This window comes from Kribbella sp. CA-294648 (genome assembly GCF_050943845.1).
Taxonomy (GTDB): Bacteria; Actinomycetota; Actinomycetes; order Propionibacteriales; family Kribbellaceae; genus Kribbella.
The window spans coordinates 886014-901335 of record NZ_CP191981.1 but is presented as its reverse complement, the minus strand read 5'-3'; the positions used below and the strand labels follow the sequence as shown (position 1 = coordinate 901335).

Annotated in this window: 17 protein-coding genes and 1 tRNA gene; 10 read left to right on the top strand and 8 right to left on the bottom strand. The window is 65.1% G+C overall.

The genetic code is table 11. The features are described 5' to 3' along the window. Positions 1-33: 33 nt before the first annotated feature. Positions 34-915, top strand: coding sequence for a LysR family transcriptional regulator (locus ACQPYM_RS04375; protein ID WP_433015153.1), 882 nt, complete (start codon positions 34-36; stop codon positions 913-915). Continuing rightward, complete coding sequence (locus ACQPYM_RS04370) at positions 912-1784, top strand: serine hydrolase (RefSeq protein ID WP_433015150.1); 873 nt, start codon at positions 912-914, stop codon at positions 1782-1784. The genes ACQPYM_RS04375 and ACQPYM_RS04370 overlap by 4 nt, the downstream gene beginning before the upstream one ends. Positions 1785-1795: 11 nt before the next feature. Here the strand turns inward: ACQPYM_RS04370 and ACQPYM_RS04365 are convergent, their stop codons facing one another. After that, complete coding sequence (locus tag ACQPYM_RS04365; RefSeq protein ID WP_433015147.1) at positions 1796-2179, bottom strand: RidA family protein; 384 nt, start codon at positions 2177-2179, stop codon at positions 1796-1798. A gap of 105 nt (positions 2180-2284) precedes the next feature. Here ACQPYM_RS04365 and ACQPYM_RS04360 point away from each other — a divergent pair, with 105 nt between their 5' ends. The 4 genes from ACQPYM_RS04360 to ACQPYM_RS04345 are packed head-to-tail and all read left to right on the top strand — an operon-like array spanning position 2285 to position 5042. After that, positions 2285-3160 carry a LysR family transcriptional regulator gene (locus ACQPYM_RS04360; protein ID WP_433015144.1) on the top strand — a complete coding sequence of 292 codons (876 nt, stop codon included), beginning with the start codon at positions 2285-2287 and terminating at the stop codon, positions 3158-3160. 34 nt (positions 3161-3194) lie between these two features. Beyond that, complete coding sequence (locus tag ACQPYM_RS04355; RefSeq protein ID WP_433015141.1) at positions 3195-3995, top strand: arylamine N-acetyltransferase family protein; 801 nt, start codon at positions 3195-3197, stop codon at positions 3993-3995. A 44-nt stretch (positions 3996-4039) separates the two neighbouring features. Further along, the gene (locus ACQPYM_RS04350; RefSeq protein WP_433015138.1) at positions 4040-4747 is read left to right on the top strand and encodes an ArsR/SmtB family transcription factor; all 708 of its coding nucleotides are present in this window, start codon (positions 4040-4042) and stop codon (positions 4745-4747) included. Between the two features lie 55 nt (positions 4748-4802). Further along, a complete protein-coding gene (locus ACQPYM_RS04345; protein ID WP_433015135.1) occupies positions 4803-5042 on the top strand; it encodes a hypothetical protein in 240 nt (79 codons plus the stop codon). Between the two features lie 192 nt (positions 5043-5234). Here ACQPYM_RS04345 and ACQPYM_RS04340 read toward each other — a convergent pair whose 3' ends face one another. The 4 genes from ACQPYM_RS04340 to ACQPYM_RS04325 form a co-directional block, all read right to left on the bottom strand. Further along, on the bottom strand, positions 5235-5918 hold the full coding sequence (locus tag ACQPYM_RS04340) for an ANTAR domain-containing protein (protein WP_433015132.1): 684 nt from the start codon (positions 5916-5918) through the stop codon (positions 5235-5237). 353 nt (positions 5919-6271) lie between these two features. Next, positions 6272-6934 (bottom strand): anti-sigma factor family protein, encoded by a 663-nt coding sequence (locus tag ACQPYM_RS04335; RefSeq protein ID WP_433015129.1) that lies wholly within the window; start codon positions 6932-6934, stop codon positions 6272-6274. Then, positions 6931-7440 carry a sigma-70 family RNA polymerase sigma factor gene (locus ACQPYM_RS04330; protein ID WP_433015126.1) on the bottom strand — a complete coding sequence of 170 codons (510 nt, stop codon included), beginning with the start codon at positions 7438-7440 and terminating at the stop codon, positions 6931-6933. Before ACQPYM_RS04330 ends, ACQPYM_RS04335 begins: the two co-directional genes overlap by 4 nt. A gap of 50 nt (positions 7441-7490) precedes the next feature. Continuing rightward, the gene (locus ACQPYM_RS04325) at positions 7491-7913 is read right to left on the bottom strand and encodes a DoxX family protein (protein WP_433015123.1); all 423 of its coding nucleotides are present in this window, start codon (positions 7911-7913) and stop codon (positions 7491-7493) included. 249 nt (positions 7914-8162) lie between these two features. Here ACQPYM_RS04325 and ACQPYM_RS04320 point away from each other — a divergent pair. The 4 genes from ACQPYM_RS04320 to ACQPYM_RS04305 all read left to right on the top strand — a co-directional run bounded on the left by ACQPYM_RS04320 (position 8163) and on the right by ACQPYM_RS04305 (position 11566). Continuing rightward, positions 8163-8235: transfer RNA gene (locus ACQPYM_RS04320), tRNA-Lys, on the top strand. A gap of 757 nt (positions 8236-8992) precedes the next feature. After that, positions 8993-9277 carry a helix-turn-helix domain-containing protein gene (locus tag ACQPYM_RS04315; protein ID WP_433015120.1) on the top strand — a complete coding sequence of 95 codons (285 nt, stop codon included), beginning with the start codon at positions 8993-8995 and terminating at the stop codon, positions 9275-9277. Positions 9278-9589: 312 nt separating this feature from the next. Beyond that, a complete protein-coding gene (locus tag ACQPYM_RS04310) occupies positions 9590-10240 on the top strand; it encodes a hypothetical protein (RefSeq protein ID WP_433015117.1) in 651 nt (216 codons plus the stop codon). 306 nt (positions 10241-10546) lie between these two features. Further along, entirely contained in the window at positions 10547-11566 is a 1020-nt protein-coding gene (locus ACQPYM_RS04305) for a YaaC family protein (protein WP_433015114.1), read from the top strand. 254 nt (positions 11567-11820) lie between these two features. Here the strand turns inward: ACQPYM_RS04305 and ACQPYM_RS04300 are convergent, their stop codons facing one another. The 3 genes from ACQPYM_RS04300 to ACQPYM_RS04290 all read right to left on the bottom strand — a co-directional run bounded on the left by ACQPYM_RS04300 (position 11821) and on the right by ACQPYM_RS04290 (position 15261). Further along, positions 11821-13245, bottom strand: coding sequence for a helix-turn-helix domain-containing protein (locus ACQPYM_RS04300; RefSeq protein WP_433015111.1), 1425 nt, complete (start codon positions 13243-13245; stop codon positions 11821-11823). Positions 13246-13266: 21 nt separating this feature from the next. Beyond that, positions 13267-13455: a helix-turn-helix domain-containing protein gene (locus ACQPYM_RS04295; protein WP_202806526.1), complete on the bottom strand. Its 189-nt coding sequence runs from the start codon at positions 13453-13455 to the stop codon at positions 13267-13269. Positions 13456-13659: 204 nt separating this feature from the next. Next, complete coding sequence (locus ACQPYM_RS04290; RefSeq protein WP_433015107.1) at positions 13660-15261, bottom strand: DUF3987 domain-containing protein; 1602 nt, start codon at positions 15259-15261, stop codon at positions 13660-13662. Positions 15262-15322: the final 61 nt, after the last annotated feature.

Here is a 15322-nt window from a genome sequence, read left to right as displayed (position 1 = left end):
CCCCTGGTGATATCACCGCAGGTCAGGTGGGTCATGCTGACTGAGCGATACCTGCAGATTTTCGTAGCGCTGGCTGATGAGCAGCACTTCGGTGACGCGGCGCGCGTTGTCGGGATCACCCAGCCGCCGCTCTCCCAAGGGCTTCGGCGGCTGGAGGCCATGATCGGCGCCAAGTTGTTCGAGCGCGGTCTCGGCCGGGTCGAACTCACCCCGGCCGGCGTTGCCCTGCTGCCGTACGCCCGTCGCGCTCTGAGCGCGCTCGAGGAGTTTCACCACGCTGCTGTCGCCCGCGACCCCGACGGCACGGAGATCCGCATCGGGCTGACGCCGGAGGTGCCTGCTTCCGTAGGCGCCGCAGTGGCCGCCGCCTGTGGCGAGGCTGTCCGCGGCAGCCGGGTTACCGCGATCTCGGCGCCAACCAGCTCCCTGGTCAACCAGGTCTCGTCCGGACGCCTCGCGATGGCGGTCGTACTCCACCCGGCCGTCCTCGACGGTCTGCAGGCAGGACCGGTCACCCTGCTCAGGAGCTGGGCGCTGGTGCCCACCTCCCTCTACCCGGACGACGGCGAGCCGCTCCCGCTCCGCAAGCTCGACGGCCTGCCGATCGCAGTACGGCCGCGGGCAGAAGCTCCTGCGGCCAGGGACCTCTTCCTCGACACTCTCGGCCTCCACAGGCCTAGCGGCGGCACAGTGGTCGTCACCGACGACAGGGCTGGCCTGGCCATGGCCGCTGCCGGCCAAGCGATCGTCATCACCCCTGACGACTCCCTCCAAGCTGCAGGACTCGGCAGACACCGCCTGGTCGACGACCCACTCCCGGTACGCCTCCGCCTCGTCTGGCCTCAGTCCCGTACGCCGAACGCGCTCCCGCCTGAGGTCATGTCGCAGCTGGCCCAGGCGCTGGTGTCGCCATGACTGCCCGCATCCGTGCGACCTTCGACGATGCAGGAGCCCGTGGCTGGCTCCACGCGGTCTCGCTGGACCACCCGGACCAGACAGTCGACCTGGACCCGGACGTCGTCGTACCGATCGCCTCTGTCTACAAGCTGCCCCTGCTAGCGGCGTACTGCTACCTGGTAGACGCTGAAGAGCTCAACCCGCAGCAGCAGGTCACCCTGCTTCCAGAGGACCGCATCGACGGCCCAACTGGTTTGTCGATCCTGCAGGACCCGGTGTCGATGTCGCTACGGGATCTGGCCGCCATGATGATGACTGTCTCCGACAATGCCTCTGCGGACGCACTGCTCAACCAGGTTGGCGTGGACCGGCTTGCCCAACTCCTGCGGTCGTTCGGCCTGCAGCACACGTTCGTACGCCGTGGGGCTGCGGGCAACCTCAGCGAGTTGAGGCGGCGTACGGGTGCGAGCGATGTGGACGCAGCGTTCGCAGTACTGGCTGACAACGACCAGACCGATCCAGCGGATGCCTACGACGCTGCTGGGATGTCTGCGAGCTCTGCCAGAGACATGACCACGTTGCTGGCCGGCCTGTGGTCCGGACGCCTGCTCTCGGCCGAGCAGACGGTATTCGCGCAGAGAGTCATGCAGCAGCAGGTCTTCTCGCAACGCCTCGCCTCCGGCTTCCCGTACGACGGGGTGCGGGTCGCCGGGAAGACCGGGACCTTTGGGGCGCTGCGCCATGAGGTCGGCGTGATCGTGATGCCAGGCGGCGACGCGTACGCCGTGGCCGTGTTCACCCACGCTGCTCGTGGTGACTTCCGGCTGCCACGGGTCGACGCGGCCATCGGCGAGGCGGCCCGCCTCGCCGTCGACCAGCTCCGCTGACGCTTTTGCGGTCAGACGACTGCGTAGGCCTCGACCTCGATCAGGATGTCGGGGCGGAACAGTGCGACGACCTGCACCGCAGTACTGGCCGGTGGGTTCGCCGTGTCGACGTAGGCGTCCCGCGCGACCCGCACGGCGGGCAGGTAGGCAACGTCGGTCACGTAGAAGTTGAGTTTCACCACGTTGGCGAAGGTCGCGCCGGCCGCTTGGAGACAGCGTTCGAGATTGGCGAAGACCTGCTGCGCCTGGGCGGCGGGATCACCCTCGCCGACAAGGTTGCCGTCGGCATCGAATGCGACCTGCCCGGCGATCGCGACCCAGCGGCCCGGACCGGTCACGACATGGCTGTACCCGTTGCCCGGAGCAACACCTTCGGGGTTCAGATGGGTGAGCAAGACTTCCTCCTTGTGATGGAGCGTCCATCCTGACCGGTCCACAGCCCATCGCACCAGCGCATACTTCGCACGGCGGCCATGCGTGACGGGTATATCTTGCCGTCTATGGAACTGACTCCGCTCAGAGCCTTCCGGGAGGTCTGCCGGCTGGGCTCGATCAGCGCCGCCGCGGAGCATCTCGGCTACACCCAGTCCGCCGTCTCGCGGCAGCTGGCCGGACTGGAGACGCAGCTCGGTCGGCCGTTGGTGCGGCGGCATGCGCGCGGTGTCGTGCCGACCGCGGCCGGGGAGGTTTTGCTGACTCATGCGATCGGCATCCTCGCTCAGGTCGACCGGGCGATCGCCGATGTCGAGTCCGCCGAGAGCTGGCCTGGTCCGCTGCGCGTGGGCGCAGTACCGACGGCGAGCGCCAAGCTGTTGCCGACTGCCTTGGCGGCATTCAACGTCGAGCGGCCGAACGCGCGGGTGACCTTCGCCGAGGACGTCACCCCGCGACTGATCCCACAGCTGACCGACGGCACGATCGACCTCGCGGTGATCACCGACTATCCGCCCGGCCTTCCGGCCGCCGACGGGCTCGAGGTGTTGCACCTGCTGGACGACCAGCTCCATGTCGCGCTGCCGACCGATCACCGGCTGGCCGGCAAACCGGTGATCGAGCTTGCCGAGCTCGCGACGGACAGTTGGGTCGAGGACTACGCGGGTGCGGCCGCAGTACTGACCAGCCTGTGCGCCAAGGCCGGGTTCGCGCCACGGATCGACATGGTGTGCGGATCATGGCTCGGCAAGCAGGCGTTCGTCGCCGCCGGGTACGGCGTCACGCTGGTGCCCGGACTCATCGTCCCGGCCTTGCGCGGCGACATCGTCGTACGGGAGCTGGCCGATCCACCGACGCGGACCGTGTACGTCGCGACCCGCGCCGGCGACGAACCGTGTGGCGCCGTCACCGGCTTCATCGAGGCCCTGCAGCGGGTGACTTGACTTCAAGTCCACTCGAACTGCTGGGATTTTCTCCATGACTTGGCAGACCGAATCCCTTGACCTCGACGCCTACCTGCGGCGGATCGATCATCCGCGCACCGGCGCCTCTGTCGAAACACTGCACAGCCTGCATGCCGCGCACGTCCGGGCGATCCCGTTCGAGAACGTGGACGTGATCCTGGGCACCCATCCGGGCCTTGAGTTCGACGCCATCCAGGCGAAGCTCGTCGGCCGGCAGCGAGGCGGTTACTGCTACGAGCACGCGCTGCTTTTCGCTGCTGTCCTGGAAGAACTCGGCTTCGAGGTGGAGCGCCGGGTGGCCCGCGTCCAACCGCACAAGTCGGGGCCACGAACCCACATGCTGCTGCTCGTCCGCGTCGACGGGCAGGAGTTCCTGGCCGATGTCGGCTTCGGTGCGGGGATGATGCACCCGATGCCACTGAAAGACGGCGCGGTGGTCGATCAGGCCGGCTGGGACCACAAGCTGACCGTCGAAGACGACGTGTGGACACTCTCCAAGCGCACCCCCGACGGCTGGGTCCCGATGCATGCCTCCGACAACGAGCCGCAACGTCTGATCGACTACGAGGTCTACCACCACTACGTTTCCAGCCACCCCAGCTCACCCTTCAGCACCAAGCTAGTGGTGATGCGCCTCGACCAAGGCATCAGCCGCCGCCTAGTCGGCGACCAGCTCACCATCGAGCACGCCGACGGACGCACCACCGAACGCACGATCGGCACGCAGGAACTGGAGACAGTCCTGAAGGACCTCGACATCGTCCTCAGCCCCGAGGAAGCGGACCGCCTTCGGCTGGTTGTCGAACACCAGTGAACGGTTAGGTGGGCGCCGAAGTGTGGGCGAGGGAGGATGGGGGGGTGAACACGTCGACGGAAGGGCAGGAGCTGGCCGCCTGGGCGAAGTTGCTGGCTGACTCGACCAGGGCCACGGTCTGTCTCGCGTTGCTCGACCGGCGGGCGTGGACGGCGACCGAACTCGCCAAGCTGGCCGGGGTTTCGCGGCCGACCATCAGCGAGCACCTCAACCTGCTGGTCGACGGCGGCCTGCTCAGCGAAGTACGGCAAGGACGCCACCGGTACGTCGAACTCGCCGGGCCGGAGACCGCCGAACTGCTGGAAGGCCTTGCGGCGTTGACTCCTCGGCCGGCCCAGGTCGCGACCAGCCTGTCGGCCGCGTCGAAACGCGACGCCTTCGCCCGCGCTCGCACGTGTTACGACCATTTCGCCGGGCGTCTCGGCGTCGCGCTGGCCGACGCGATGACGGAACGCGGCCTGCTCGACTGGTCGGCGGGAGTCGCGCTCACCCCGGCAGGGAGCGACTGGCTGGCCGAGCTGGGGATCGTCGTCGAGCCGCGGCGCGGGCGGCCCGCAGTACGGTCCTGTCTTGATGTGACGGAACGGCTACCGCATCTGGCCGGTGCGGTCGGGGCTGCTTTGTGCGCACATGCTCTGCAGCAGAAGTGGGTGGCGCGAATCCCGGGCGGGCGTGCGCTCCGGGTGACCGGATCGGTGGAAACCTTCGGCCTGCCCGGCGATGTCGTTCGTGGACTGATCTCCAGATCGTGAGACGAGAACACGCCCTCGACGGGCATTTGTCGGTGAAACCGCCTAGCCTTCGCCCATGACTGAGTTCGAGCCCGACACCGAGCTGGTGTCCCGTCTCTCGTTACCCAGCCATGTGGTCGTCCACGTGGACGGCCAGTGGCGGCGCGGCTGGCTGATCGGCCGCGAACACGAGGACACGGGATGGATCGGCGTGGTGCAGTACGAGGCCGACGACGGTATCGAGCGGACGGAACGCCTGCCGGCGGACCGGATCGCGCTGCCGGAGCCGGACCGGCCGACTGAGCGAGCGTCGTAGGACGTCGTAGTAGCAAGAGGAGGAGCACGTTACGAAGGCCCCCGGGAGCATCCGGGGGCCTTTCGTGTGTAACGACGTCGGGGCGCCTCGAGCGACAGGCGAGAACCCCGTCCCAGGCCCTTCGGGCGGTTGACCTGGGACGGGATCCTCAGTGGCGTTACACAGGGTGTATCGCTCGTCACCTGGTCAGCGTTACAGGTTTTCCGGAAGATTCCTGGTGGCGATCAGCCGCCGGGCCACGTCGCGCAGCTTGACGTTGTGGTCCTGGGAGTAGCGGCGCAGGACGGAGAAGGCCTGTGGACCGGTCAGGTTGAACCGCTCCATCAGGATTCCCTGCGCCTGACCGATCTGTTTGCGCGCCTCGATCGCCTGCCAGAGTGTGGATTCACTGCGCGCGTTCGTGACCGCCAAGGCGGCGTGGTCGGCGTACAGCTGGGCGACGGACTCGTCCGTCTCGGTGAACCGGCCCGGCGTCTCGGAGTACAGGGTGAGGGCGCCGACCGTGGTCGTCTTGGTTTGAAGGCAGACACTCAGGATGCTGCGCAGGCCGATCATCGCTGCTTTTGGTGCCCAGGCCGGCCAGCGCGGGTCCTCGGTGGCGTCCTGGCTCAGCACGCTGGTGTGGTCGTTGACGGTGGCATGCGTCGGGCCTTCGCCCACCTCGAGTTGCAACCGCTCGGCCTCTTCGACCAGCTCGCCGGTGGCCGCGACCGGTTCGAGGCGGCCGCCGCGTTGCATCAGCACCACAGTCGCGTGGCGGGCGCCGATGGCGGTGCTCACGTAATCCAGGAAACGCTCGGCGGTCTGCTCGACATCGGGCTGCTGATGCAGGTCCTGCGCCATCCGAGCCAGCTCCCGGGCCAGCTCGTCCTTCACTCGTGAGCCACCGAGGGGGGCACGGGAGTTGTCACCGGGGAACATCCTCGGGGGTCGGTACACGTCAGCACGGCGCATGCTGCGCCAGTGGCTGACTTCCCAACCGGGAGGAACTTTACCGCGCCGGTGACCCGGATTCCCGGCGTACCGGGCCGGTATGACCGGCGAGTTGCTCGGCTCCTGTCGGTGAGTTGCTCGGCTCCCGCCCCGGGGGTGGAAGGGGAACGGCCCCGGCGCACGTGGCTGAACGCCGGGACCTGGAGCGACCGGCCTCTCGAGCGACCGCTCACTCCTTGCTCTCAGGTGCCCTTTCGCACCGTGGTCAATCAGTGACGATGGCCGACGGCAACCGATCAGAAGCTGACGGCAAGCAAGACCCGGCCGGACTCGGCGCCCCGGATGTCCAGGCCCTTGATCTGGTGGCGGCGCAACTTGGTCGTGGTGGCCGGCTTCACCGTCGTACCGGGGGCCGCCGTCCAGCTCGCCAACAGGGTCGCCTTGCCGGTGTCGTCGGTGACATAGAGTTCGTAGCCGCGGACCCGCTCACTCGGTGTCGCCAACTTCTCGTACCGGCAACTGATCTCGATGGTCGTCCCCCACGGCTCGTCTACCAGCCGGGCGTCGGCGGTCAACTTGCTCGCCACTGTCTGCGCGAGCACCACCGTGTCGCCGGACGGACTATTGCGGGTGAGCGTCCCGTGGACGACCACTCCGGCCACTGCTGCGGTGGCGGCTGCGGCAGCCACCACCGCAGCAAGGCGGTACCTCTTGCGCCGCCGGTCACGCTGCACACTGCGCGCCAGCCCCGGCAACACGTTCGGCGGAGCGGCAGTGATCGTCGCCAGCGCCCGGTCGTCCGGCAACATCGCCAGAGTCCCGGGTACGCCGGCCAGCGACGCCACCTCCGCCGAACAGTCCGGACAGGTGCGCAGGTGCTCCTCATAGGCACGCCGGTCCCGTGGCGCCAGGACCCCGAGCAGGTACGCGGCGTCCCACTCCCGGTACGGGTCACTCATTCCTTCGTCACCCCCCTCTCCTGCAGCGCCAGCTTCAGCGCCCGCATCCCGTAGTGCAGCCGGGACTTGACCGTGCCGGCCGGGATGTCCAGCTCCCTGGCGATATCGGTGACCGTGCGGCGTCCGTAGTACGCGCGCACGATCACCTGCCGATGGTCATCCGACAACTGAGCCAGCGAATCCGACACCAACCACGCATCCAGTACTGCGTTCGCGTGGTCGGCGCTCGGTCGTTCCGGCAGGTCGTCACTGGCCACCTCGCGCGTGACCCGGGCACTGCGCCGGTCGTCGATGACCAGATTGCGCGCCACCGTGAACAGCCAGGCCCGGGCACCCGCCTCGTCCTCGGTCAGGATCTGCGGACGCCGCCACGCCCGCAACAAGGTCTCCTGAACGACATCCTCGGCGAACCGGTCATCCCCGGTCAGCCGGACGACGAACCGCCACAACGAGGGCGCGTGCACATCGTGCAGCTCCCGCAGCAGCGCCGCGCGGTCGTCGGCCATCGGCGCTCCTGCGCAGTCGTCGGGCTGCTCATCGTCCGGCGTCCCCGGGGTCACTCAGTTGCAGTTGCCAACTGCCGCGCCTCCTGCTGCTTGGACTCCCGCAACTGCTCCAGCGCCCAGGGCCCGGAGCCGAGGAACGCGATCAGCAGGAACGCGAAACAGAACAGGGCCGCCTTCTCCCCACCGTTCTGCACCGGCAGCAGCGCATCGACCTGGTGCACCGTGAAATAGGCGTAGGCCATCGATCCCGAGCACAGCAGAGCGGCGTACCGGGTCCCGAACCCGACCATCACCAGCGCTCCACCGACAAACTGAATCGCCGCGGCCCACCACCCAGGCCAGGCCAACGTCTCGACCTGCTTGGTCCCCAGCACCCCGAACAACGCCGCGGCCCCATGGGTCGCGAACAAGAACCCCACAACAATCCGGAAGACAGCCAGTACCTGCCCCTGCCAGCGCTCCAGCACACTCATCATGACTCCTCACGTGAACGGACGGGTTCACGCACCGGCTCTCCTCGGTCAGGGTGTCGCAGGATGTTTTTCCCGCGCCGCCGGACCCCGGACAGCCGATGCCCTCACCGAGAGAACGACCCACCACCCCATCCGGTTCAACCGTCCGCAACCCTTCCATCACCCTCCGAAACCACCAGACGCGCTGGTCTACCCCAACCCATTCGCGATCCACCCCTCGAACCTGACAGACTGTCCCCAACACACCCAGGGCCTCTAGCTCAATTGGCAGAGCAGCGGACTTTTAATCCGCGGGTTGTCGGTTCGAGTCCGACGGGGCCTACAAAACCGCAGGTCAGAGCATCGACCTGCGGTTTCGCGTCTCTCCGGCCCATGGTTTACCCCATGGTTTTGCCTTGTGACTTGAGGATTCGGTCCGGCACCTTGCTGCCCAGCCACCATGGCCGGCGGCACTCTTGAACGTGAGCCTTGGACATCCAGCCGCGCATACCAGGCGAACTTCGCCGCCAGTAGAAGCCGTGCTGGACGATCGATCCATCAGACCAAGTCGGCACCGTCACCACGTGGCCGCCATCCCCCATGTCCGTATTCAGCACCCACCCATCCCCCGCCGGCCGAACCTGACTCAGAAGCGGCTCGTCCACTAGCGCTAGCCAATGAACCACGCCGTACTGCCAATCCGGCGCGTACTCGGCCGCATGGTCGCCACTCACCGGCGACACTCCAGATCGTCGCGTCCAGTCGACGTCACGAGCACAGGCCAGCCGCGATCATCCAGCACGGCTTCCGGTAGCGACGGTGGCGGACTAAGAGCCAGTTGAACAGCCCGGAGCTTCTCGGCCGGCGCTCGCGTCGAGCTGAGGATTTGCCGGATCTCATCCCGCACAAAGCACGCCTCGCAGCGGATCGCGTGACCCAACTCCGGATCAGGTCCGTCCATCGTGCGCCCCCGTTCGCCATCTTCACTTTGTGTCGATTTTTCAGACACTGAGTGAGATTATCCTACTTGGCGTTTACATAGGATTGCTCTAGGCGACTTGAGCTACATCACGTCGTGTTCTTCGCCATGACGTCGGCCGATGCCAGCAGGCAGGATCGGCAACGTGAAGCCGGAAGAGATGGACGCGCTGATTGCGGGCAACGTGCGCGCAGCTCGCGCCAGAACCCGACTACGCCAAGAAGACCTAGCCGACGAGATGGGCTGGCCCCGCGCCACAGTCACCAACCTCGAATCCGGCACCCGCCGCGTAACGCTGGCGGAGGCGGTCCAGCTCTGCGCCGCCCTAAATCTCAACCTCCGCGAACTCCTCCGCGGCGCCCCACAAGACGTCTTCGATTCCCTGGGCCTCCCCGACGCCCCGTGACGTTGCCACAGACGTCACCTTGCGGTGGAGACGAGAGGACTCGAAACCCCTACCCCCTGCTTCCCCCGCACTCGTTGCGCCCTGCTAGCCGTTGGTGCTCAGATCCCCTGCCGCATTGGGATTCTGGTCCGAGGGACCGAGCGAGAGCTTCTCTTGGTTGGCGTTGTTTCGCGTTCAAAGGCATGGGCCAAACCATGGGGGATTCGACCTTGGTCGGTATCCGGCTGCGAAGTTTAAGTTCAATCAGCCTATCTTGATCACCGATAGCGGCAGCGTGTCCTGTCCTCGGATCGATCTGCCATGATGCGGGCTATGGATCACATCCCCGATGAGGATGACCCAGCGTTCGTCCTTTCCTGGGCCGACAGCATCACTGATGGCTTGGTGCGCGAAGGGGTCATCGACCCCGCTGGAAAGACGCGTGAGGAGCTACGGGAGGAGTTCCGCGCCTGGTTTGACACTGACGGCGAGGAGTACATCCGAGATCTCCATGTGGCTATCGATTACCAGGCCTCGATCCATGCTGAGGCACGAAGGTACCTAGATCGAGGTGCGGTCCAGCTGTCGGTAGTGATGTATGCGACCTACTTTGAGCACTGGCTCAATGGCCTACTGAGCTGGGGCGCCTCACGCTTGGGCCTCGACGACGACGACGTCGTCAAGATGCTTCGAGCCAACAGTCTGGACGGGAAGACGACATACCTGTGGCGGCTGGTGTTTGGTGAGCGTCTGGATGATCGGATTCTCGGCACCGTGAAGCGCGTCGCCGACGCAAGGAACGCCTTCGTCCACTACAAGTGGCGCTCGTACCACGCCGATAGTCCGGTCTTCGACGACCAGCGCGCCCTCCTTGTGGAACTACTGTCGGGCTGTGAGCCCGTCATTGACCTGGCTGAGAAGTACGAGCGGGACCTTTACACCCGCCTCGCTCAGTCGGAGGACGGCGACACCGACGTCTCGTGAGCCGGCCGTGCCGAGGGACCGCGATTCCGGAGGACTCCACTCTGCAAGGTATGAGTTCGACCTGACCCCATCCTCGACCGTTCGCCGTCGTTCATGGGAGTCGCAGCGAAGACGGCCGGTACAGCTTCGATCGGGATGACGGAGGCGAACTGCAACCCCAACTGCAACCGGAACGGCATCGGGGGGCAGTAGGTGATCCGGCGGCCTTCCGACACTCCTTCTCCAGGGGCAGCAATTGGCTGGCGCCCAGAGCCCTTGTGATACAGACTGCCAAGGAATCAATTTTCCGAGCAAGCAGAGACAGACATGACTGATATCCCGGAGATCTGGCCCTACCTCCGCTCTTTACGTTCGGACCCTGAGGCGTGTCCTCCGGAGCCCGTTGAGCGGAAACTAGTGATGAACGCTTCACTTGAGCAAGCAGAGCAACTTTTTAAGGCTTCCTCAATGCTTGGGCGCGAGACCTTGCCATTGACCCTCTTTTATGGCCTCTCGCAGCTTGGTCGTGCAATATCGGCCACCACGCGACTAGAGGCGAACTGGGAACTGTTCGGCCATGGTATTTCGACTCGCGATTTGCGAGGCAAAGTCGCAGACATGGTTGTATTTGACAAAGGGAAGAATGGGTCCTTTGCAATATTGAGCGAGACCCTTGGCTCCCCCACGCTCGGCCGGGGTGTTCGCATGGGCGATCTCTGTGCAACCTTGGTGGAACTGCAAACGATGCCCCTAGACCCGGCTGCAGAGAGGGGCGGATTGATCATCAGACCGGGCTTTTACACGCCATCCGGGGATTACAGCGCACACCCATTGGCTGTTGGCTATGGTCTTGCAGAAGCGATCATCCGAGGGATCCCAGCGAGTCTGTTGGATGGGGAAGACCCGACCGCGCAGGTCAAATCGGTCTTGCAACATTATCCGACCCTGCGAGATGCAGTGCTGCCGAGCCCCCTATACGTTGAAAAACTCCCCAACAACCGCATGGATCTCCGGCTGGCTTGGGTGGTTGATAGTTCACTGAGCTCAAATCCTGCAGCAAGGCGGCAGTACATTTTCGAAAAAGGTCACAACTATCGCTTCAAGAATGATTACACAGTTGCATATCCAGCTTTTGAAGATGCGACTATTCATCCATTCATGGTTTGGTGGGCGATCTTGTTTGGCCTATCAATGCTCGCCCGGTATGAACCTGCCGCCTGGGTAAGAGCACTAAATGTCGACTCATCCACAGAGGCAGTTGCCCTGGAGTACCTCTTGAATCAGGCGAAGGTGGCTGTACCCGAGGCGGCTTATCGGCTCATCGGCGAGCACACTGGATGGAAATAGTCTATTGACGGTTACGTGCCAAGCGCACGGGCAGACCTGCCGCATCGTCCCGATAGCTGCCGAGGTTCGGTTCGGCTCGGGGACCCGGCCTGGCGCGCCGAAGGCGCGCCCTCGATCCATAAGAGGTCAATCGGGCAAGACGGTCGGAGAGCTGGATCTCTTCCGTCAGCCCAGCTCCCAACGAGCTTCTGCCGGCCATGGGAGCCAACTTCGTTACCGCGCGTTCTAAGCTACGACCGCCGGTTTACTGACCTCTACTCGGGCGCTTTGAAGGCGGCCTCCAGTGCACTCGCGGCGCCAGGGTTCTTTGCCTTCCGACCCATGTAGACGTCCTGGGTCATCGACGGCCGCGCATGGCCGAGCTGATCCGCGATTTGGCGGGCGCTTTGGCCGGCGTCGTCCAACATTGTTGCCGTGGTCTTGCGGAACACGTGCGACGTCAGCCACGAGAACGCGTCTGCCTCGCTCGGCTCGGCAGCTACGTCGACCATGGCCAAGGCTGCCGCACGCTCCGCCCCTCGTTGGCGGTAGAGATCCAGCAGGGCTACGGCATCCTCCCGGCTGACCTTCAACCTGGCTCGCTCGATCAGCGAGATCCGAGAATCCGCCCAGCCCAGCCGTCGCGAAGTCTCCTTCTGAGTAAGCCCCGCTTTCTGCCGCGCGTCTCGGAGATGAGTGGCGAGATTCTGGCGCACCAGACCACCGACAGGCGAGCGCGCCATCCGGAAATCGCGACTGACGTTGGACGGGTCACGGAATCCGCCGGCCGAATCGGCGAACACAGGTCCGTCCATCCGTATCCCCGGCACCGCTCTGTTGCGCAGCATTGAGACGCACCAGGAGGGCGCCATCAGCACCCGCTCACCTGCACTGGACTTCGTCCCAGTACGAATCAACCCTTGACCAGTTGCACGGATGATCTGGTGCGTGATCTCGACTTCGCCGCTGTGCAAATCGACCTGCGACCACAGCAAGCCCAGGGACTCCCCTATCCGGACGCCGGTGGCGAGTAGAAACATCGTCAGGTCTGGCAGGTCAGCACGTACGGCGTCTTCGTCTTCTTGGATGTGCCTGAACCAGGCTTCCCGTTCCGCCTCGGTCAGCGACCGCGGCTTCTTCTTCGGTAGGCCTTCGATTCGCTCGACATCCCGGACAGGGTTGGAACCCAGTGCGCCGTAGCGAACTGCTAGCCCGAGGACACCGGAGATGATGCTCCGGCAACTCCGAGCGGTGGCCTGCCCGACCTCATCCCGGATCGCGCCCACCACCTTGTCCACAAGGGGCGTCGTCATTTCTCCTAGGCGGAGCTCCCCAAGAGCGGGAAGCACAGTCCGGTCCAGGTGACACCTGTATGTGTCGAGGCTCCCGGCCGAGCGCCGCCCCTCCTTCACCATCTGCCGGAACTTCTTGAGCCAGAGGTCCGCTGCGAGAGCGAACTTGTCCGACCCTTTGAGCTTGCTACCACGACCGGCACTGGTTCGTTCGAGCAGCTTGGTTTTCAGGTTGCTCTCAGCCGCGGTCGCACTTCTGCCGTTGGCCTCTACCTGACGGGTCCGGCCGTCGAAGTCCCGGAAGTAGGTTGCTGCCCTGTAGCCGTCGGCCTTGCCCTTCTCGTTGGTATGAGTGACGTAGGTGCGGATCTTGCCCCACGTGCCCAGCTCGAGCGGCTTTCTCGCCATTTCTGCAAGTCCCCTCTACCGTCAGGAAGCGATCTTCTGAGCGTCGAACCAGGCGGCGACGTCTTGCGGGTCGTACTTGATGTGCTTGCCCAGGCGGACGCCTTGCGGGCCGTAGCCGGCAGTCCGCCAGTTGTAGAGCGTCTTCACTGGGATACCGAGGTATCGAGCAACGTCAGCCACGCTCCAGCGGGGCTCGGTGTTCGTCGACATCGTGTGGCCTTTCTCGATTGATCAGCGCAGACGTTGAGGTGCTCTTCGTGGCTTAGGGCCCGGAACGCGTTGACACGTTGACAATGCGGCGCGTGCGGCGGAGTTCTCGCAGGTCAGGGCAGGCTCGGCGCCGTCAACGCGGTCCGTTGACAGGCGTCGACAGCCGTTGACAGCAGCGCGGGCGTCAACGCCTGTCAGCATGCGTCAACGGGCCCTGTTGACACTTTGGATGGGGCTACGACCTGCAGAAACGTCGCTCGCGACGTCGGCTGTCAACGCGTCAACGCTTCCGGAGGCTTCGGCCGCGCGGGGGTGGATCTCGTAGCGAGCGTCCGGCGTTCGGCGTACCCATCCGAGCGCGGTCAGCTCGTCCAGAACGGCGCCGACCTGTTCAGCCTTGGGAAGCTGCCGAGAGACACGCCTATGCAGCTCGCGCTTGGTAAAGACGGTCATGTTCTTGGTGGTGAGCACGTCCAGCACGTAGCGGGCAGTTTCGATGGCGCTATCACTAGAGATGGCGGTCAGCGCTACGCGGTAGTGCGCCACGAAGAACTCCGCGAGCCTCACAGCGCTAGCCATCTGATCGGCGGCGATCGGCCGGCGCCATGCTTCGAAGGGATGGTGAGCGACGTGCAACAGCCCAGCCAGGCGCAGGGTTGCCCCCGTCAGCTTGTTGCCCCACTCCTTGAATTCGTAGAGATCTCCGCTCGGTCGTAGCTGAGCCTCAACCGCGGTGGCGGCCTCCAACCGAATCCGGGTGGCTTCGGGGGTGAAGACGACGACGGCAGGGTCTGCCCACTCGGCGAGCGTCACGGCCAGGTCGTGAATGTTGGCCGCGTAGGCGGAAGCCACTGCCTCAGGAATCGGAGCCATCTCAACACCGCGGTATCCGGCCAGGGACCGCGGAAGCGCGAACAGGAAACGGGCCGGCAGACCACGGCCGGCCAGCTCGGCATTGCCTCCGAACTTCCGCAGTACCGACGGCTGAGCCATGACGCACACCGTCAGAGCTGGTTTGTCGATCGACGCACCTTCTCTGGTCTGGCGCTCGTTCGACATGGGTTGACCGGCATGGCCTTTGAGGTACGGGTCAAGATTCGGGGCACCGGAGTAGCGGCCGGCCAAGGTGTCGAAGATGCCGCCTTCGTCACTGATGATCGCCATTCGCCCGCCGTTGGCGGCCATCAACCCGATGAGCGCTTCCGGGGTCGCGTCATCCACTATCAGCTTGGGAAGATTCGGCACCGTCACCGCCTCGGCTGCCAGTGCGGCGGCGACAGCAGCATCGGACGCATCTACACGCTGATCCGGATCGGAAGCCTTGGCGGCTGCCGATTTCGCTTGCTCGGCTTGACGTTCGGCGATGTCTTTCAAAGCGGCCGCTTCGGCGATCCGCGGACGCATCGCCTCCCCCAGCGTGGACTGAGCATCGAACAGCGGGCGCGTCATCGCTCGATGTACCGGGCTCTTGCGTTCGCCAGGTCCAGCGATGACGGCAGCGAACACGTTGACCGGTTCGCGCCACCCCGCCACGGGCTCTACCTCGAGGCGGCCACCGGCACATGCCGACAGCACGGCGACGGCCAGAGTGCCAGCCATCGCAGGATCGGTCTGGGTGAACTGGGCAACCCCCGTCACCATCTCGGCCAGCCAACCGGGGAACACGTCGACCGGAAACGGCGGCGGCGCGATGACTGGCCCATTCAACGGAACTGGAACATCCCACAATCGGCCAGCCTGATCCTGAGGACCATCGTCGGCGCCCGTAGTGAGTAGTTGAAGGTTCGGAACCTCGGCGGTACTCATACGTCGTTACTCCTTCCGTACAGCTCTGCCGCGTGGACCTGTGCGGTTTCGCGTCGTGTCG